This window comes from Humidesulfovibrio idahonensis (genome assembly GCF_054657715.1).
Genome location: NZ_BAAHYE010000002.1, coordinates 384,655 through 401,970 on the forward strand (window position 1 = coordinate 384,655; position 17,316 = coordinate 401,970).

Below are 17,316 nucleotides of genomic sequence, written 5' to 3' on the forward strand. Positions count from 1 at the left end.
CGAGGGCAAAGGAGACTAAAATTTTTGTGTGGGAGTTCAGTCCTCTCCCTCGGCACCAGAAAGATCAGGGCCTTACGAGAATCCTCGTAAGGCCTTTTCCGTTGTAGAGAGATGGAGTCCCACTTTGCCCCACGTTCATTAAGCGGTGGAGGACCTCCAAGCGAAGTGATCAAGGAAGCTGTAGCGCGACCTTTATTTTTGCCCCTGGCGACGCTTCCTTTTGTACAGCCCCGCCCGGGGCTTTCAGTTTCCGGCCCGCATAAGCCGGCGCGCAATTCGGCACTGATCGGCGCGCAATTCGGCACACCTCGCTAACGCTTCCCTCGCATAATTGTAACGCCTCCGGCAGGAGCCCTTTTGCCTCGCCCGGGGGCGTGCGGGAGCATTTTCTTCGGCATTGGCGGAGGGGAGTCGCTCTCTGTTGCAGCGGCCAGGGGTGCGCATAATTCGCCGGTATCGTGACGGCTAGCGAAGTGCTGCGTGTATGTTCCGTCGGAGTTGTATAATCCCGGCAAGGGATGAGGAAAATCATTTACATGCATGCGCCGACATGGCCGACGCGCCGCGTTGTCGGGATTGCAGCAACGAGAGGCTATCCTTTCAGAGTGTTAACTCTGGTTCCGCCTCGGAATCGCCACCGCACGCAGGACTGCGCTTTGCTTTTGCCGCAAACAAAAAGCCCCTGCGATTTGTCGTCGCAAGGGCTGTTCGTATTGCTTTGGCTGGTCGCGGGCGGGGCTAGCGCTCCGCCTCCCGTTCCTCGGCGCAGACCACGCATTGGCCGCAGCCGGGCACGGCTTTGAGCCGGGCCTCGGGGATCACGGCTTCGCAGTCCGCGCAATGGGCCACACCGTCGATCATCAGCGCCACGGGGCCGCGATCGACGGAAGCCGCGCCAGCAAGGGCCACCGCCCGGCGGCTGGATTCAAAATCTTGGGCTTCGTCTGCCGCATCACTCATGGGCTTTCCTCCTGGCTTTGTTCCGCGTGCGTCGCGGGACTCTCGTCATAGATAAGCAGTTTCGCCAAGACGGCAAGCCCTAGGCTTCGCCCGCGAGCTCCTTTTGACGCGCCTCGGCCGCTTCCCAGCGGGCAAAGGCGGCCTCCAGCTCGGCTTCCATGGCCGAAAGCTCGTTGCGCACGGAGACAAGAACCTTGGGCGCCTTCTTGTACAGCTCCGGGTTGGCCAGACTCTCCGTGGTCTGGGCGATGCTCTGTTCCAGGGCCTCTATGCGCGCGGGGAACGCGGCCAGTTCCTCGCGCAGCTCGTTCAGCTCGCGCTGCTCCTTGAAGGAGAGCTTGCGCGGCTTGCCCTCCGCGGGCGCGGGCGTCTCCGGCAGCTTCACCAGCGTGGGCTTGGCCGAGACCTTGCCCGTGGCCGGCTCCGCAGGCTCCGGCCGCTGGCGCAGCCAGTCGTCAAAGCCGCCCACGTACTCGCGCACCACGCCGTCGCCCTCAAAGGCCAGGGTGCTGGTGACCACGTTGTTCAAGAACGCGCGGTCGTGGCTCACCAGGATGAGCGTGCCGGGGTACTCCAGCAGGCGGTCCTCCAGCAGCTCCAGGGTTTCTGCGTCCAGGTCGTTGGTGGGTTCGTCCATGACCAGCACGTTGCAGGGCCGGGTGAACAGCCGCGCCAAGAGCAGCCTGTTGCGCTCCCCGCCGGAGAGGATGCGCACCGGGCTGTTGGCGCGTTCGCTGGAGAAGAGGAAATCCTTCAAATAGCCCATGACGTGCCGGGTGTGGCCGCCGATGGTCACCTGGTCCGAGCCCTCGGCCACGCTTTGGCGCACGGTCTGGTTCGGGTCCAGCTCCTCGCGGTGCTGGTCGAAGTAGGCCACCTCAAGGTTGGTGCCCAGGCGCACGGTGCCGCTGGTGGGCTTGAGCTTGCCCAGCAGCACCTGGATGAGCGTGGTTTTGCCCGCGCCGTTGGGACCGATGAAGCCCAGCTTGTCGCCGCGCATGATGGTCAGGTCCAGGTCCTTGAACACGGGCTCGGCCGCGGGGCTCCAGCGGAAGCTGATGTCCTGGGCCTCGATGACCAGCCGGCCGGAGCGCTCGGCCTCCTGCACGATGATCTTGGCGTTGCCCGAGCGCTCGCGCCGCTTTGCGCGCTCGTCGCGCAGCTTCTTGAGCTCGCGCACGCGGCCTTCGTTCCTGGTGCGGCGGGCCTTGATGCCTTGGCGCACCCAGACTTCCTCGCGCGCCAGCTTCTTGTCGAACTCGGCCCAGGTCTTTTCCTCAGAGGCCAGCATGGCCTCCTTGCGCTCCAAAAAGGTGTCGTAGTCGCAGGTCCAGTCGGCCAAATGCCCGCGGTCCAGTTCGATGATGCGCGTGGCGATGCGCCGGAGGAACATGCGGTCGTGGGTGATGAAGATGAGCGTCTTCACGTGGCGGAGCAGAAAATCCTCCAGCCAGGCGATGGAATCGATGTCCAGATGGTTGGTGGGCTCGTCCAGGAGCAGCACGTCGGGCTCGCCCACCAGGGCGCGGGCGAGCAGGGCCCGGCGCTTGAGCCCGCCGGAAAGGTCCTCGAAGCGCTGGTCCGGGTTGAGCGCCAGACGCGACACGGCCGTGTCCACGTCGGAAAGCGCGCCCCAGCCGTTCAGCTCGGTCAGGTCCGACTGGGCCTTCTCCAGCAGGGCGTCGTCGCCGATGGTCTGGGCGTGGTGGTGCTCGGCCACGGCGCGGCCCACCTCGCCCAGGCCCTGGGTCACCACCTCATAGATGGTGCCGGTCAGCACCTCGGGCACCTTTTGCGAAAGCCGGGCCACGCGCAGGCCCACGGAGCGCGATATTTCGCCGCTGTCCGGGGTCAGGTCGCCGGAGAGCAGGCGCAAGAGCGTGCTCTTGCCCTCGCCGTTGCGGCCCACAAGGCAGACGCGCTGCCCGGGTTCGATCTGGAAGGAAATGCCGTCGAGCAGCTTGGGGCCGCCGAAACTCATACACAGGTTGTTTACGCTGATAAGTGCCATGCCGGAGTTCGTATGCTGGCGCGCGGTTCTGGTCAAGCTGCGGCGCTTTGCGCCTGGGGCTCACAACGTGGGCAGAATTCCCGGCAGGCCGCTCAGGGCAACGCATTCCACGCCCATGTTGGCCAGGTCGCGGATGTTGGCGGCCGCCACCTCCGGGCTCTGGGCCGAGCAGGCGTCGGTGACGACGATGGTGCGGTAGTCGCGCGACATGGCGTCCACCGCGGTGCCGCGCACGCAATTTGGGTACTGCGTGCCGCAGATGAGCAGGGTGGAGACGCCCAGGCGGCGCAGGAGCGCGTCGAACTCCGTGAACAAAAAGGCGCTGAAGCGCAGCTTCTTCAAGATGTATTCGCCCGGCAGGGGCGTCAGCTCGGCCACGATCTCCGCACCCTTGGTGCCGGCGACGCAGATGCCCCGGCCCTTGGCGAAGGATTCGCGCCGGAAGAGCTCCACGTCGCTGCCGTCGGCCCGGTGCTCGCGCAGCACATGGATGATGCGCCAGCCCTGGTTGCGCGCGGCCTCGCGCAGCTGGCGCAGGGCGGGCAGGGTGGCCTGGGCGCCGGCCACGCAGGCCGGGGCTCCTGGCAGCACAAAGTCGTTCTGCATGTCGATGATGACGAGGGCGGTGCGGCTGGGCATGGCGTGTTCCTTTCTGGCGGCGTCGTGTGGTGGCGTCTGTGTAGCCCAGAGGGCGCATGGTGGGCAAGGGGCGGGGGCTGACTGCGGCGGCGCGGCAAAGGGGCTGGCGGACGATTGCGCCCGGCGCGCGGGTCCTGTATGAAAGGACATGGCGCGGGGTGCGCCATGACGCCGATGCCCGGGATTTTGCTGCGGAGGGTCCGTGCATGCCCCGCGGACGGCTTGGGCGCGCAGTGTTGCAGATTGCGCGTGGTGCCGCAAAGGGGGCGGGGCACTTTCGCCAGCCGCCGCTTCCGCCTTGGTTTAGGCCAGCAGATGCCGGTACAGCGCGCGCTCGTAGGCTTGGCTCAGACGCCGGGCCATGGCCTCGGTCACTCCGGCTTCCTTCAGGCGGCAGTACAGGTGCAGGGGATTCAGAAGATGTTGCAGATGGCGGCGCAGAGTGTGCATGGTGCCCCCCTCCTTGGCGGGGGACGGGTGTTTGCCATTTTCAAGCAAAGGCCGTGCCTGTCGTGAAATCGCGAATGAATCCGAATACGGCCATAAAGCGCCCCTGGACACTGGCTGCGCCCTCCTGCGTGCTGCCTGCCGGAATTGCCGAAAACTGCGCGTTTCTTGCTCAAGAATTTGACGAAATCGCCTTGGCGTTCTTCGAGACCGAGGCCTGCCTGGCCTACACCGAGCAGGAATTTCCCGCCGAGCTTGCGCAACTGCCCGTGAGCTGGCACATGCACCTGCCCCTCGACCTGCCCTGGGCCGCCGGCGTGGGCGGCGTGGCCGCGGCCGTGCTCGGTCTGCGGGACCGGGCGGCCCATGTTGCGCCCGGGCATTTTGTGCTGCACCCCCCGCGGGAGCCGCAAGCCCTGGCCGAGCTGGCGCAACGTCTGGAGGCCGGCGGCATCGCGCCCGGACAAGTGCTGGTGGAGAACATCAATGGCCGCGACCTGGCCCTGCATTGGCCGGTCATAGAGGCCTTTGGGCTTGGCGTGTGCCTGGATTTGGGGCACATGCTGGTGCATGGGCAGCAGGAATTTCTCGCCTTGCCGGGGTTGGCCGCGCGCACGCGCATGCTGCACCTGAACGCCCCGGACCCGGCCCGGCCCTCGCACCACGCGGCCCTTTCGGCGCTGGACGCCGCAGGACGGGCGCTGTGCGGGCGTTTGCTCGACCAGATTGCCCCGGGCGGCGTGGTGGTGCTGGAATTGTTCAACGAGAACGCATTGTTCAATTCTCTGACCGTGCTGGACGAGATCCTCGCCGGCCGCAAGGGGCAACTGGAGGCGCACGCGTGATCACCTTCGTCATCGGCGGCAACAAGTCCGGCAAGTCCGACTACGCCATGGGGCTGCTGGAAGCCGCGCCCGGCCCGGCGCTATTTTTGGCCACGGGCAAGGCCAAGGACTTGTCGTTCCGCAACCAGATAGCCGCGCACCGCGAGCGGCGCGACCCGGCCCTGCCCGTTGTCGAGGTGGGCTGGGACTTGCCACGCGCCCTGCTGGAGGCTAAGACGGCATATCAGACCGTGCTGGTGGACAGTCTGGACTTCTGGCTGTACGTTTGCTCACAGGAGTGCCGCGACCATGAGGTGGTCGAGGCCTTCCTCGACGCGCTCGGACATTGCCGGGAAGGCAACGTCATCCTGGTTTCCTGCGAGATTGGCTTCGCGCCGTTGCCGGCATCGAGCGAGGCCAGGACGTTTCTGAAAAAACTCGGGCGGCTCAATCAAGCCGTGGCGGCCCTGGCCGACGAGGCGTACCTCGTTGTCGCCGGGCTGCCGCTGGCGCTCAAAAAGGCGGAACATGGGCGTATCGAAGCTGACTGACGAAAAGATCCAGGCGCTTTTGCCCTTGCTCAACAAGGACGAACGCTGGCTCATCGTCATCAACGCCGACCCGGACTCCATGGGCGCCGCCCTTGGGCTCAAGGCCATTCTTTCGCGCCGCGTGCGCGATATCGGCATCGGGCACATCAACGAGATCAACCGGCCGGACAACCTGGCCATGATCCGCTACCTGCGCGTGCCCACGCGCAAGCTCATCCCGAACCTCATCGCCCAGTACGACCGCTTCGCCCTGGTGGACAGCCAGCCGCATCACCACCCGGAGCTGGGCAAGCTGGAGTACACCGTGGTCATCGACCACCACCCCATCTTGCCCGACAAGCCCGTCGTCGCCCCCCTGGTGGACATACGCCCCAAGTTCGGCGCCACCTGCTCGCTCATGACGGAATACCTGCAACGCCTCAAGATTCGCCCGCCCAAGCTGCTGGCCTCGGCCCTGTTGTACGGCATCAAGGCCGACACCCTGAACTTCCAGCGCAAGTTCATCGACGCGGACATCGACGCCTTCAAGTATCTTTCCAAGTACGCGGACCACACGCTCATCACGCGCATCGTGCGCAGCGAGTACCACCTGGAGTGGATGCGCTACTTCTCCCGCGCGTTCTACAACCTGCGGCGCATAGGCACCGGGCTCACGGCGCACCTGGGCAAGGTGGGCAGCCCGGACATCCTGGTGGTCGTGGCCGATTTCTTCATGCGCGTGCACTCCATTTCCTGGGACGCCGTTTCCGGCATCTCCGGCGACAATCTGGTGGTCATCTTCCGCGGCGACGGCATCCGCAAGGACATGGGCAAGTTCGCGGCCTCGCTCTTCGGCGAGATAGGCTCCGCTGGCGGCCACAAGGGCGCGGCCCGCGCCGAAATCCCTCTGGCGGCGCTGGATGGCAAGGACCCGGAGATGTACGTGCTGAAGAAGCTTTCGCGCGGCAAGACCACCGGCTTCCAGCGGATCTGACGCATGTCGCTCAAAGCCCGCCTCAACCTTTCCGGCCAGGCCGATCCGCTGTTTCTGGTGGACGGCACGAGCTTTCTGTACCGCGGCTTTTACGGCTACCCGGACCTCAAGCGCTCCGACGGCCTGCCCACCAACGCCATCTTCATCGTGCTGCGCATTTTGCTGCGCATCTTGAAGGAAGACCGCCCCAAGTACCTCGGCTTCTTCATGGACGGCAAGGGGCCGACCTTCCGGCACGGCATGTTCGAGCCCTACAAGGCCCAGCGGCCCAAAATGCCCGAGGACCTGGCCGTGCAGATAGAGCCCCTGCGCGAGGCCGTGCAGCTCCTTGGCCTCAACCTCACGGTTTCCGACGGCATCGAGGCCGACGACTGCATCGCCAGCCTGGCCGCGGCCAACCACGAGGAGCGCCCCGTGGTCATCGTGGCCTCGGACAAGGACCTGAAGCAGTGCCTTTCGCCCAACGTGTACTTGTGGGACCCGGCGGGCAAGGCCGAAAAGGTGACGAGCGAGGCGGACTTCACGGCCGAGCTGGGCATAACGCCCGCACAGTGGCCGGATTTGCAAGCCCTCATGGGCGACAGCTCGGACAACATTCCCGGCCTGCCCGGCGTGGGGCCCAAGACCGCGCTCAAGGTCATCCACGACTTTCCCACCCTTGAGGACCTGCGCGCGGCGGAAGAGCGCGGCGACAAGCGCCTGCCGGAGAGCTTCCGCAAGAAGCTCGCGGGCCGCATGGACGACGTGTTCCTGTACCGCGAGCTCACGCGGCTGCGCCTGGGCTGCTGCCCGGACCTGACCCTGGACAGGCTGGCCGTGCAGCCGCCGGACGTGGACAAGCTGGCGGAGTTTTTGCGCACGTACGAGTTCAAAAGCCTGCTGCGCGAGATTCCCCTGCCGCGGAAGTCGCCGGAGGAAGAGGCGCTGGAGACGCAGCCCACCTCCGCCGGGTACAATGGCCCCGCGCCCTGGGAAGGGCAGGGCGGTCCGCTGGCCGCGCCGTATGTCGAGCCGTTTTCCGCGCAGCCGTCTGCGCCCGCCATTGCGCCGTCCACTTCGTCCTTTGCCGCCTTTGGCCCGGCTGGGGCCGGCGCTTCGGGGTCTGGCCCTGGCGCGCCTTCGTCGAAGGCCAAGTCCAAGGCCGCGGCGGTCGGACAGCTTTCCCTTTTCGGCGCGCCAGCCGCGTCAGCCGCGCCGGATGCATTGGCCGCGCCCGGCGCCAAGGCGCCCGTGGCAGCCGCAAGCCTGCTTTCCCTGGTGCCCGCGCCCGAGGCCCTGCCCCTGCGCCACATCGCCGACGCCTCGGTGCTGCCGGACTTCACCGGCCGCGTGGTGGGCCTGGTTCCCCTTGGCGATGCCGGTCCTGCCGGAGCGCAGACAGGAGTACAGCCGAGCGGTTTCCGTCTGGCCCTGGAGGGCGACGACGTCCTTGCGGGCGAGATGCTGTTCACCGGCACGGACGAAGCCCTGGCCGGACGTTTGGCCCAGGCCGAGGCCATCGCCGCGCCGAGTTTGCAGGATTTGCTGCGCCGCGGCCGCGCCTGGGACGCCGTGCCCCTGGACCGCTGGTTCGACCTCGGGCTGGCCGCGTATCTGCTGAATCCGGAAGACCGCAATTATTCCTTTGAACGCCTGCGCCTGGCGCTGTTCATCGCGCCCGATCCCTTCGCCGACCCGGAAGACGTGGATGCAGACGCTGGCGCCGGGCCAAACGCCGAACCCGCGCCGCACCCGGACGCCCAGGCCCAGGCCGCCCTGGCCTGCCGCCGCATGCTCTCCCGCCGCTTGCACGACGCCGGGCTCGACGCGCTCATGCGCGACCTGGAGATCCCGCTCATCCCCGTGCTGGCGGCCATGGAACGCCGGGGCGTGCGCATCGACTTCGCGGCCTTCAAGAGCTTTCTTTCCGAGGTGACCACCGAGGTGGAGGCGCACACCAAGCGCATTCAGGAGTTGGCGGGCGGACCGGTGAACGTGCGCTCCAGCCAGCAGCTCTCCGAGGTGCTGTTCAAGAAGCTCGGCCTCAAGCCCGCGGGCAAGACGCCGGGCGGCGCGCTCTCCACCGGCAGCGAGGCCCTGGAGAAGCTGGCGGGCCAGCATCCCATCGTGGAGGAGATTCTGGCCTTCCGCGTGCAAGAGAAGCTGCGCTCCACGTATCTGGAGCCCATGCCGCGCCTGGCCGATGCCTCCGGCCGCCTGCACACGCGCTTCAACCAGCTGGCCACGGCCACCGGGCGGCTTTCCAGCTCCGGCCCGAATTTGCAGAACATCCCCATCCGGGGGCCGCAGGGCGCGCGCATGCGGGCCTGTTTCGTGGCCTCGCCCGGCATGCTCTTCGTCGGCGCGGACTACTCCCAGGTGGAGCTGCGCGTGCTGGCGCACTTTTCCAAAGATCCCGCGCTCATCGACGCCTTTCAGAAGGACGAGGACATCCACAGCCGCACGGCCGCGCTTTTGTTCGACAAGGACGCGGCCCAGATCACGCCGGACGAGCGTCGCGGGGCCAAGACCATCAACTTCGGCCTCATCTACGGCATGGGCCCGCAGAAGCTGGCGCGCGAGCTGTCCATCACCACCAATCAGGCCAAGGAGTTCATCGCCCGCTACTTCGAGAAGCTGGGCACGCTCAAGGCCTTTTACGAAGACATCGTGCTGGAGGCGCTCTCGCGCGGGTACGTGACGACCCTTGCCGGACGGCGCAGGCTGCTGCCGGAGCTGTTCTCGCGCAATCAGCAGGTGCAGGCCCAGGCGCGGCGGCAGGCCATCAACACCGTCATCCAGGGCAGCGCGGCCGACGTCATCAAACTGGCCATGCTGCGCGTGTTCGGCAGCCCGGAGCTGGCGCGGCTCGACGCCAAGCTCATTTTGCAGGTGCACGACGAACTGCTGCTGGAGGTGCCGGAGCAGAACGCCCCGGCCGCGGCTGTGGAGCTTGGCCGGCTCATGCAGACCGTGACCACCCTGGCCGTGCCCCTCAAGGTGGACGTGGGCCAGGGCCGCAACTGGGCCGAGGCCCACTAGCCGAGTCCGCCCGTCCACGCGTGCAAAGCCTGGGACCAGCTTGCTGCCGCGGCTGGCCCGAGGCGCACTGGCCGCCCCCCCCGCTGTTTTTCCTGATCGCCTTGCGGCTTTTTTCTGCGCGTTTTGCTGCATGGATGGGCCGCGCATGCCCGGAGCCGGCAGGTGGCCCCGCGTTTCTTCTTGTTTTTGGGCCGGCGGCGGGCTGAGCCCCGCGTGGCCCCAACGCAATGACCGGCAGGAGGCGCGGACAGGCAAAGGCGTCTGGCCCGCCATCGGGCTCATCATCGGGCTCATCATCGGGCTCATCATTTGGTCCGCCGCCTGTCCTGTCGTCTGTTCTGTCGCCTGTCCTGTCGCCTGTTCTGTCGTCTGCTCCGTCGTACGGCCCGCCATCTGGCCTGCAATCTGATCCATCGCCTTGCCTCTCGTCTGGCCTGGCGCCTGGACCGTTGTCTGTTCTGCCGTCCGGCCAGGCCCCGGCATCCGGCCCGGCCTTCTCGCCGCAGCAGGCAGAAATCCCTTTCGGACGGTGCGGTTCTGCGCTACGCTGCCGCCAGCATGACCGCCAACCACGACGCCATCCTCCTTGCCGCCTACGGCTCGCGCCTCACGGGCGCGCAGGAAGCCATGGACAATCTCCTCCGCCAGACCGTGGCCGCCTTTCCCGGCCACCGGGTGGAGCAGGTCTTCACGGCCGGAGCGCACTTCGCCAAGGGCGTCCACGCCCCCCACCTCCGCACCCCGGCGGAGGCGATGCACGCCCTCGCGCGCGAGGGCGTGCGCCGTCTCGCCGTGCAGTCCCTGCACGTGGTTCCGGGGGCCGAGTACCTCGGGCTGAAGCGGCAGGTGGAGCGTCTGCGCGGCGAGTTCGAGGCCATCGAGCTGGGGCGTCCGCTCCTCGGCAACGAGGACGACGTGCGGCTGGTGGCGGCCACCCTGGCCTCGGCTCTGGAGGAGGCCTCCCGCCCCGGCGAGGCGGTGCTCCTTATGGGCCACGGAACCAGGGGCGAGGCCAATGGCGCGTACCGCCGCCTGGCCGGAGAGCTGCGCGCCCTGGGCTCGCGCGTGCTCATCGGCGCGCTGGAGGCGGAGCCCGGCCTTGCGGAGAAAGTGACGGAATTAAACGAGCTTGGCGTGAAGAAGGTGCACCTGATGCCGCTTCTCTTTGCGCGCGGGGTGCACGTCATGCGCGACATGGCCGGGGAGGGCGGCGGTTCCTGGCGCTGCGGCCTCGCCAACGCGGGCTTCCAGTGCCAGGCGCATCTGCGCGGCGCGGGCGAACGCCAGGAGCTGGCGGGCATTTGGCTGGACCACCTGCGCGAGGCCGTGGCGCGCCTGCACGGCCAGAAGACTGAAGCCTAGCCCAGTCCGGCCCGCTTGAGCTTGCGCCAGAGCGAGGCGCGGTCGATGTCCAGAATCTCCGCCGCGCGCGACTTGTTGCCGCCGGTCTGCTCCAGCACCCACAAAATATGCTGCCGCTCGTTCTCCTCCAAGGTGGCCATGCCGCCCTGGCGCGAGGTCTTGAGCTGCTGCTGGTCCAGCTGCAGGTCCGGGGGCAGGTGGCGCAGCTCCATCACGTGGCCCTCGGCCAGCACCACGGCGCGCTCCATGAGGTTCTCCAGCTCGCGGATGTTGCCGGGAAAGGGATAGGCCGCCAGGGCCAGCAGCACGTCCGGCGCTATCTCGCGCACATCGCGTCCCAAAAGCTCGGAATACTTGAGCAGGAAGTGCCGCGCCAGAAGCGGGATGTCCTCCCGCCTTTGGGCCAGGGCGGGCAGCCGCAGGGTGATGACGTTCAGCCGGTAGTAGAGGTCGAGGCGGAAGGAGCCCGTTTCCGCCTCGGCGGCCAGGTCCTTGTTGGTGGCGGCTATGACCCGCACGTCCACGGGGATGTCCGCCGTGCCGCCCACGCGCATGAGCTTGCGCTCCTGCAGCACGCGCAGCAGGCGCACCTGCATGGAGGGCGTCATCTCGCCCACTTCGTCCAAAAACAGCGTGCCGCCGTCCGCGGCCTCGAAAAGCCCGGCCTTGCGCTCCATGGCGCCGGTGTATGCGCCCTTTTCGTGGCCGAACAGCTCGCTGGCCAGCAGATCTTCGCTGAAGGCCCCGCAGTTGACGGCCAGAAAACGCTTGCCCGAGCGCTGGCTGGCCTGGTGGATGGCCCGCGCCACAAGCTCCTTGCCGGTGCCGGTTTCGCCCAGCAGCAGCACGGTGGAGGAGGTGGGGGCCACCTGGGCGATGGTCATGAGCAGGCTGGCCATGGCCGGGCTTTTGCCGACCAAAAGCGGCGGCGCGTCGCGGTCCTTGAGGCGCTGGCGCAGGTCCAGCACCTCGCGCCGCAGGCGGCTCGACTCCACGGCCTTGGCCGTCAGCGCGCGCACCTCGTCCAGATTGAGCGGCTTGGCCAGGTAGGAGAACGCCCCCCGGTTCATGGCCGCCACCGCGCCGGGCACCGTGGCGTAGCCGGTCATGACCACAACCTCCAGCCCGGGGAAAAGCTTGCGCGCGCGCTCCATGAGGCCGATGCCGTCCAGCTCGCTGCCTTCGCCCAGGCGCAGGTCCGTCAGCAGCAGGTCGTAGGCGGCGTTGGCCAGCTCCGCCAGGGCCGCGCGCGAGTCGCTCACGGCCAGGGCGTCGTACCCCGCGCGGGTCAGGGCGTGGGCCAGGTTCTCGCGGGAGATGACCTCGTCGTCCACCACCAGCACGCGCCCGGCGCTCATGCGCTGGCTCCGGTCCCGGCGTCGGGCTGGACCGGCGGCAGGGCGAGGGGCAGGCGCAGAATGAAGCTGGCGCCCTGGCCCGGGACGCTCTCCACGGCGATTTCGCCCTGGTGCTTCTCCACGATGCCGAAGACGATGGACAGGCCCAGGCCCGTGCCCTTGCCCACTTCCTTGGTGGTGAAGAACGGATCGAAGATGCGGGCGATGTCTTCGGGGTCGATGCCCGCGCCGGTATCGGCCACGGTGACCACGGCCTGGTCGTGCTCAGTGTCGCGCTCGGCGGTGATGGCGATGCGCCCGCACCCGGCTTGCTGCTGGCCGTTTTGCGGACCGTGCAGGGCTTGCAGCGCGTTGATGAGCAGGTTCAGGAAGACCTCCTGCATGCGCTGGGCGTCCATGGGCAGGATGAGGTCCGCGGGCACGGCGCGGGTGATCTCCACCCCGGCGGGCACCTGGCTTGAGACCAGACGCACCGAGCGCTCCACCACCTCGGCCAGCGAGGTCGGCTTGCGCTCAAAGTCCTTGGCGCGGGAGAATTCCAGCAGACCCTTCACGATGTCTCTCGCGCGGGCCACCTCCTGGTCGATGTTGCCCAGGAGCTTGCGCGAGAAGGCGGGCTCCACCTCTTGCCCCTCTTCGATCAGAATCTGGCAGGAGGTGGAGATGTTGTTCAGCGGGTTGTTCAGCTGGTGGGCCACGCCGCTGGTGAGCACGCCGAGCGACGAGAGCTTTTTCTCGCGCACCAGCTGGTCTTGGCGCTTCTGCAGCTCCGCGATCATGTGGTTGAAGGCGCCGATGACGCGCTCCACCTCGTCGTCCGAGCCGGAAGGCGCGAGGGCCTTGAAGCGGCCCTTGGCGATTTCGCGCGTGGCCGCCTCGATGCTGCGCAGGGCGGTGATGGTCTTGTGCCCCAGCACGAACAGAAAACCGCCGCCCAGGGCCAGAAACACCACCACCGAGAACAGCAGCTGGCGCTTGAGCGACTGCACGATGGTGAGGATGCGCGCGCGCTCGTGGGTCACCAGCCGCTGGGAGAGGTCCACCAGCTGCTTGCCCGTGTCGCGCAGGCGGTCGCGGTCGGCTTGCAGGGCGGCTGGCGGCGGTCCCTGGCCCTGGCCGCGCTCCACAAAGAGCCTGCCGCTCACGGCCTCGTAGTCGGCCAGCACGGACTTGAGCGAGGCATGCTCCTGGGAGAGGCCGAACTCCGCCGCGTTGCCCTCGAGCTTCACCAGGATGTCGCGCGCCTTGGCCGCGTACTCCCGGCTCTCGTCAAAGTCCTCGTGGTGGCCATAGAGCATGAAGTTTTTTTCGTAGCGCCGGATTTCAAGAATGGTGTTGCCCAGATCGTCGATGACCTCGACGAAGCCCATCTTGCGCTCTATCTGCGCCAGGGAGTGGTAGGAGAAGGTGCCGATGAGCCCCACGGCAAAGACCGAGAGCAGCATCCCCAAAAGGACGCGGCGGCGGATGTTCAGTCGGAGAAAGGGCTTCGGCGGAAACACGTGCGCTCCTCTTGGTCTGCTGATTATCTTGTTCGGGACGCTCTGCATATGCCCAAGGCGAAAGGGCAGTCAACCGCGTGGCGGCAGTGCCGCGTCCCTCTTACGCATCATCGCCCTTTGGCTGGGCGCGGGCGCGGCGCTTTCGCCCCGCCGCCTCAGGCCTTCGGCCCCAGCACCACGTCCACCAGTTCCGAGGCTTCGTCGGCCAGCACGATGGCGACCGCCTTGCGGATGTCCGGCTCCAGCTGCTCGGCCTCGGGCCGGTTGCCCGCGGGCAGGGCCACGGTGTGCACGCCGCCGCGCTGCGCCGCCAGAATCTTTTCGCGGATGCCGGCCACGGGCAGCAGCGTGCCGCCGAGGGACATCTCGCCGGTCAGCGCCACGCCGGGCTTGGCGGGCCGCCCGGTCAACAGCGAGAGCAGGGCCATGAGGATGGTCACGCCCGCCGACGGGCCGTCTTTGGGTATGGCCCCGGCCGGGATGTGGATGTGCAGGTCCTGGGCGGCGAAGAAATCCGGGTCGAGCCCGAAGGCCTCGGCGTTGCCGCGGATGTAGGAAAGGGCGGTCTGGGCCGACTCCTTGAGCACCGCGCCAAGGGAGCCCGTGAGCAGCAGCTGCCCGGTGCCGCGCATCTTGGCCGCCTCCACCAGCACTATCTCGCCGCCGGTGTCGCTCCACACCAGGCCGTTGACCACGCCCGGACGCGGCGCGGGCCGCGCGGACTCGTGGGTGAAGCGGCGGGGACCCAGCAGGCTGGCCACCAGGGGCGCGTCCACAGTGGCAGGGTAGTCGCCGTGGACGCCGTCCTGAAGCGCCATGCGCGCCAGCTTGCGGCACACGCCGCCTATTTCGCGGTCCAGGTTGCGCACGCCCGCCTCGCGCGTGTAGTCGCGGATGATGGTGCGCACGGCCTCGGGCGTGAAGGCCGGGTAGGGGTGGGTCAGGCCGTGCTCCGCGCTCTGGCGGGGAACCATGTGCCGCAGCGCGATCTGCTCCTTCTCCGTCTCGGTGTAGCCGGGAAAGTGCACCACCTCCAGGCGGTCCTGCAGGGGCGCGTCCAGGCGCGAAAGGTCGTTGGCCGTGGCGATGAACATCACCTGCGAAAGGTCGAAGGGCACGTCCACGTAAAGGTCCATGAACTGGCGGTTCTGCTCCGGGTCCAGCACCTCCAAAAACACCGCGCCGGGATCGCCCCGGAAGTCCTGGCCCACCTTGTCTATTTCATCGAGCATGATGACCGGGTTGTTGACGCCGAGCCGGCGGATGGCCTGGATGATCTTGCCCGGCATGGCGCCCACATAGGTGCGGCGGTGGCCGCGCAGCTCGGCTTCGTCGCGCATGCCCGCCATGGACATGCGGTGGAACTTGCGGCCCAGGGCCTCGGCAATGGCCATGCCGATGCTGGTTTTGCCCGTGCCCGGGGGGCCGGTGAAGCAGAGCACCGGGCCGCGCGTGGGGGCCAGGGTCTTTTTGCCGCCCAGCACCTCGCGCACGGTGGCGCGCAGGTCGTCCAGGCTGATGGGCTTGGTGAGGTAGTGGGCGGCGCCGGTGCGCATGGCCTGCACGGCGGAGTTCACCGTGGCGTAGCCGGTGACGATGATGATCTGCGTCGCGGGAGAGAGCCGCCCGGCCTCGGCCAAAAGCGTCATGCCGTCCATCTTGTCCATCTTGAGGTCGGTGACGATGAGGTCGAAGCTCCAGGCGCGCAGCAGCTCCAGCGCCTCCACGCCGTTGGCGGCGGTGCGCACGGCGTAGCCTTCCTTCTTGAGCACGTGCTCCAGGTTGGTGCGCGCTATCTCCTCGTCATCCACCACCAGCACATGGGGCGGCGCGCTGGCGGCCAGGGTGCGCCCGGCCAGATACTCCAGCAGGCGCTCCTTCACGTGGTCCAGGCCGAAGTGCCTGCCGCTCAGGGTCTTCTCCACCTTGGGGAAGTCCAGGCAGTCCTCGGTGCTCTTGGTCCAGGGCAGGGTGCTCAGCCAATCTATGTAGTTGAGGCCGATGGCGTACTCGGCCACCGAGGGGTCGGTCTTGTCCAGGCGCTCCAGCTCCTTGGCCACGATGGCGGCCACGGAATCCGGCAGGGCCGCCTCGCGCACCTGGCCGCGCAGGTCGTCGAGCCCCTTGGCCGGACCCGTGGCGGCCTCTTCCTCGGTCTTGCGGAAAAAAATCATGTGCGCTCCTTGTCCTCGCCCGCATACGGCGGGTTGCTCGCCAGTTCCACCCTGTTTACGCACGCTTTTCCCCTTGTGTCAAAGCGCCGGGGCAGATGCCTGATTCCTCTTGGAAATAGCCGGTGTTGCAAATAGCAACACGCAGGTCTTTCGAGTGTTGCACAATTAATATCGTTAAAAATAAGCATGTTGCTGATTCTGCGCACCTGCCATGTTGCGATCTGCAACGGTTCGGGCGGCGTGGTTGTTTTGCCTCAAGCATAAAACTCATTTGATATCAATGTGTTGCGCATTATTCGGTCCGCGGCACGTCACTTGAAATGCGCAAGTCAATTGAAACGCCAACCCGGAGACCGCCATGAACAGCCTTCGCGACACCATGCAAACCGCTTTTGCCGCCGCCGCCTTTGCCGAGCGCAATCTGCACCAGGAAGCCCGCGAATTTTTGGGCGAGGGCGCGCAGCCCCGCACCCAGGCCGGCAGCTCCCGGTCCGAAAGCGCCAAGGGCAAGCGCCAGCGCCCCAGCCTCAAGGCCTAAGTTCAAAGCCGGAGCCGTGTGATGCCAAAGTCCTCCCCCAAGACCCGCCAAGCGGACAAGGCCGCCAAGGCGCAGCCGGGAATCTCCCTGCGCCTGCGCGGCGGCTGGCGCGAAGCCATGGAGACCTACGGCGAGGCCGTCTCCATGGCCGAGGCGGGCGAGGGCGAATTGGCGCGCGAGATTCTGGGCGAATTCTACGCCGAGCACCGCAAGATTCTTGTCCTGGCCGAGGCCGACGGCGTGCCCGCGGCCATGGCCGTGTACAGCGTGAACCTGGCCGAGCGCCTGGGCTTTGACCTGGTGCTTTTGAGCGTGGAGACGGGCGCGCGGCGCGGGGGCGACTTTGCGGCCAGAGCCGAGGCCGGTGCGGCCGCGCTGTTCGCCGAGGCGGCCAAGCGCGGCGTCTCCTGCGCGCACATTCTGCGCCAGGGCGGCCGCGACGAGGTGCTCTCCGCCGTCAGCGTGGAGCTCCGGCGCGTGGAGTTCGTCATCACCCGCAGGCCCGAGGCGGAGCGCCGCCAGGCCGCTCTCATGGTGCCGGAATTTTCCCTCAAGTGCTGAACGCCGCGCGACAGCGGCGAGATGTGGTTCGAACCGGCGGCGGAGCCGTCAATACATACGCAAGAACGGAGGATGACATGGCTCAGGAATTGACGAAAAAGCAGGCATTGCTGCGGATGGTGGGTTTTGGCGCCGTCAGCGCCGCAATGTTCACGCTGGCCTTCCAGCACGCCGACGCCTTCACCGAACTGTGCGCGCGCGGCGGAATGTACGCGGCCATGCCCATCGGCGCGGTGCTCCTGGTTTCCTATGTGCACGGCGGCTTCGCCTCCAATCTTTGGACCGCGCTCGGCATTACCGCCAAGGCCCCGGCCAAGACCGCGCAGGCCACCCAGACCAAGCGCCCCGAAGTGCGCGCCACCTTAAACGCCTAAGCGCGCCAGCAAGGAGACTTG

At 67.3% G+C, this 17,316-nt stretch carries 15 protein-coding genes; 8 read left to right on the forward strand and 7 right to left on the reverse strand.

The genetic code is table 11. The features are described 5' to 3' along the window. Positions 1 to 738: 738 nt before the first annotated feature. The 4 genes from ACYQ4W_RS02065 to ACYQ4W_RS02080 all read right to left on the reverse strand — a co-directional run bounded on the left by ACYQ4W_RS02065 (position 739) and on the right by ACYQ4W_RS02080 (position 4,060). Positions 739 to 960, reverse strand: coding sequence for a TraR/DksA C4-type zinc finger protein (locus ACYQ4W_RS02065; RefSeq protein WP_459852234.1), 222 nt, complete (start codon positions 958 to 960; stop codon positions 739 to 741). Between the two features lie 79 nt (positions 961 to 1,039). Continuing rightward, a complete protein-coding gene (locus ACYQ4W_RS02070) occupies positions 1,040 to 2,971 on the reverse strand; it encodes an ATP-binding cassette domain-containing protein (RefSeq protein ID WP_459852236.1) in 1,932 nt (643 codons plus the stop codon). Positions 2,972 to 3,031: 60 nt separating this feature from the next. Further along, on the reverse strand, positions 3,032 to 3,610 hold the full coding sequence (locus ACYQ4W_RS02075; RefSeq protein ID WP_459852238.1) for a cysteine hydrolase family protein: 579 nt from the start codon (positions 3,608 to 3,610) through the stop codon (positions 3,032 to 3,034). 303 nt (positions 3,611 to 3,913) lie between these two features. Further along, a complete protein-coding gene (locus ACYQ4W_RS02080) occupies positions 3,914 to 4,060 on the reverse strand; it encodes a hypothetical protein (RefSeq protein WP_459852240.1) in 147 nt (48 codons plus the stop codon). 74 nt (positions 4,061 to 4,134) lie between these two features. On the opposite strand from ACYQ4W_RS02080, the gene cbiR reads away from it, so the two are divergent. The 5 genes from cbiR (at position 4,135) to ACYQ4W_RS02105 (ending at position 10,788) form a co-directional block, all read left to right on the forward strand. Further along, entirely contained in the window at positions 4,135 to 4,902 is a 768-nt protein-coding gene (cbiR, locus tag ACYQ4W_RS02085) for a cobamide remodeling phosphodiesterase CbiR (RefSeq protein WP_459852242.1), read from the forward strand. After that, positions 4,899 to 5,432 carry a bifunctional adenosylcobinamide kinase/adenosylcobinamide-phosphate guanylyltransferase gene (locus tag ACYQ4W_RS02090; RefSeq protein ID WP_459852244.1) on the forward strand — a complete coding sequence of 178 codons (534 nt, stop codon included), beginning with the start codon at positions 4,899 to 4,901 and terminating at the stop codon, positions 5,430 to 5,432. Before cbiR ends, ACYQ4W_RS02090 begins: the two co-directional genes overlap by 4 nt. Then, the gene (locus ACYQ4W_RS02095; protein WP_459852246.1) at positions 5,410 to 6,405 is read left to right on the forward strand and encodes a DHH family phosphoesterase; all 996 of its coding nucleotides are present in this window, start codon (positions 5,410 to 5,412) and stop codon (positions 6,403 to 6,405) included. Before ACYQ4W_RS02090 ends, ACYQ4W_RS02095 begins: the two co-directional genes overlap by 23 nt. A 3-nt stretch (positions 6,406 to 6,408) precedes the next feature. Next, entirely contained in the window at positions 6,409 to 9,426 is a 3,018-nt protein-coding gene (locus ACYQ4W_RS02100) for a DNA polymerase (RefSeq protein WP_459852248.1), read from the forward strand. 558 nt (positions 9,427 to 9,984) lie between these two features. After that, a complete protein-coding gene (locus ACYQ4W_RS02105; RefSeq protein ID WP_459852250.1) occupies positions 9,985 to 10,788 on the forward strand; it encodes a sirohydrochlorin cobaltochelatase in 804 nt (267 codons plus the stop codon). Here ACYQ4W_RS02105 and ACYQ4W_RS02110 read toward each other — a convergent pair. The 3 genes from ACYQ4W_RS02110 to ACYQ4W_RS02120 form a co-directional block, all read right to left on the reverse strand. Then, positions 10,785 to 12,146, reverse strand: a complete 1,362-nt coding sequence (locus ACYQ4W_RS02110; RefSeq protein ID WP_459852252.1) for a sigma-54-dependent transcriptional regulator — start codon at positions 12,144 to 12,146, stop codon at positions 10,785 to 10,787. The two genes, ACYQ4W_RS02105 and ACYQ4W_RS02110, sit on opposite strands and share 4 nt — an antisense overlap. Next, a complete protein-coding gene (locus ACYQ4W_RS02115; RefSeq protein WP_459852254.1) occupies positions 12,143 to 13,648 on the reverse strand; it encodes a sensor histidine kinase in 1,506 nt (501 codons plus the stop codon). The genes ACYQ4W_RS02110 and ACYQ4W_RS02115 overlap by 4 nt, the downstream gene beginning before the upstream one ends. 155 nt (positions 13,649 to 13,803) lie before the next feature. Continuing rightward, positions 13,804 to 15,822 (reverse strand): S16 family serine protease, encoded by a 2,019-nt coding sequence (locus tag ACYQ4W_RS02120; RefSeq protein WP_459852256.1) that lies wholly within the window; start codon positions 15,820 to 15,822, stop codon positions 13,804 to 13,806. A 358-nt stretch (positions 15,823 to 16,180) separates the two neighbouring features. On the opposite strand from ACYQ4W_RS02120, the gene ACYQ4W_RS02125 reads away from it, so the two are divergent. The 3 genes from ACYQ4W_RS02125 to ACYQ4W_RS02135 all read left to right on the forward strand — a co-directional run bounded on the left by ACYQ4W_RS02125 (position 16,181) and on the right by ACYQ4W_RS02135 (position 17,295). Then, positions 16,181 to 16,360, forward strand: a complete 180-nt coding sequence (locus tag ACYQ4W_RS02125; protein WP_459852258.1) for a hypothetical protein — start codon at positions 16,181 to 16,183, stop codon at positions 16,358 to 16,360. A 21-nt stretch (positions 16,361 to 16,381) separates the two neighbouring features. Next, positions 16,382 to 16,921 carry a hypothetical protein gene (locus tag ACYQ4W_RS02130; RefSeq protein ID WP_459852260.1) on the forward strand — a complete coding sequence of 180 codons (540 nt, stop codon included), beginning with the start codon at positions 16,382 to 16,384 and terminating at the stop codon, positions 16,919 to 16,921. A 77-nt stretch (positions 16,922 to 16,998) separates the two neighbouring features. Further along, positions 16,999 to 17,295 (forward strand): hypothetical protein, encoded by a 297-nt coding sequence (locus ACYQ4W_RS02135; RefSeq protein ID WP_459852262.1) that lies wholly within the window; start codon positions 16,999 to 17,001, stop codon positions 17,293 to 17,295. The last annotated feature ends 21 nt before the right edge of the window (positions 17,296 to 17,316 follow it).

Coding starts and splice junctions, on each gene's coding strand:
- ACYQ4W_RS02065 (WP_459852234.1), bottom strand. CDS start 960: ATGAGTGATGCGGCAGACGAAGCCCAAGATTTTGAATCCAGCCGCCGG.
- ACYQ4W_RS02070 (WP_459852236.1), bottom strand. CDS start 2,971: ATGGCACTTATCAGCGTAAACAACCTGTGTATGAGTTTCGGCGGCCCC.
- ACYQ4W_RS02075 (WP_459852238.1), bottom strand. CDS start 3,610: ATGCCCAGCCGCACCGCCCTCGTCATCATCGACATGCAGAACGACTTT.
- ACYQ4W_RS02080 (WP_459852240.1), bottom strand. CDS start 4,060: ATGCACACTCTGCGCCGCCATCTGCAACATCTTCTGAATCCCCTGCAC.
- cbiR (WP_459852242.1), top strand. CDS start 4,135: ATGAATCCGAATACGGCCATAAAGCGCCCCTGGACACTGGCTGCGCCC.
- ACYQ4W_RS02095 (WP_459852246.1), top strand. CDS start 5,410: ATGGGCGTATCGAAGCTGACTGACGAAAAGATCCAGGCGCTTTTGCCC.
- ACYQ4W_RS02100 (WP_459852248.1), top strand. CDS start 6,409: ATGTCGCTCAAAGCCCGCCTCAACCTTTCCGGCCAGGCCGATCCGCTG.
- ACYQ4W_RS02105 (WP_459852250.1), top strand. CDS start 9,985: ATGACCGCCAACCACGACGCCATCCTCCTTGCCGCCTACGGCTCGCGC.
- ACYQ4W_RS02110 (WP_459852252.1), bottom strand. CDS start 12,146: ATGAGCGCCGGGCGCGTGCTGGTGGTGGACGACGAGGTCATCTCCCGC.
- ACYQ4W_RS02120 (WP_459852256.1), bottom strand. CDS start 15,822: ATGATTTTTTTCCGCAAGACCGAGGAAGAGGCCGCCACGGGTCCGGCC.
- ACYQ4W_RS02125 (WP_459852258.1), top strand. CDS start 16,181: ATGAACAGCCTTCGCGACACCATGCAAACCGCTTTTGCCGCCGCCGCC.
- ACYQ4W_RS02130 (WP_459852260.1), top strand. CDS start 16,382: ATGCCAAAGTCCTCCCCCAAGACCCGCCAAGCGGACAAGGCCGCCAAG.
- ACYQ4W_RS02135 (WP_459852262.1), top strand. CDS start 16,999: ATGGCTCAGGAATTGACGAAAAAGCAGGCATTGCTGCGGATGGTGGGT.